The sequence below is a fragment of the Acidisphaera sp. L21 genome (assembly GCF_009765685.1).
GTDB lineage: Bacteria > Pseudomonadota > Alphaproteobacteria > Acetobacterales > Acetobacteraceae > LMUY01.
In genome coordinates this window covers 1-292 of the sequence record NZ_LMUY01000100.1, presented here as the reverse complement: position 1 = coordinate 292, position 292 = coordinate 1, and the positions used below count along the sequence as shown (strand labels likewise).

General features: G+C 53.1%; 1 protein-coding gene. It reads right to left on the bottom strand.

The features are described 5' to 3' along the window. Window positions 1-196 (bottom strand): hypothetical protein (locus tag GSQ76_RS31320; RefSeq protein ID WP_216851184.1); only part of this gene is annotated, 196 nt, incomplete at its 3' end. Between the last annotated feature and the right edge of the window lie 96 nt (window positions 197-292).

The window sequence follows — 292 nt, the reverse complement described above, 5'->3', positions numbered from 1 at the left end:
CATAATACATACCATTGCAAGCAAGATTGCTGAATACGTAAGTTGCACGCACGCCATTCATTGCCGTTGTCTCGCCGCAAATATCCGCGGGCTTCATAGCCTGAAAAGGAAGTTTCGATCTGGTTCCCACGGTCACGACAGGTGCAATGGTATGGACGCCCTTTCCACGTCCGGGAAACGTCCACCAGGTGTCCAAGGGATGGCCAGAAGACGTGTAGGTTCTCGTCGAGCCACAGGCGAGTAAGCCGCCGCATTGTGGATCCACAATGCCTATCCTGCCATCCTACTCATT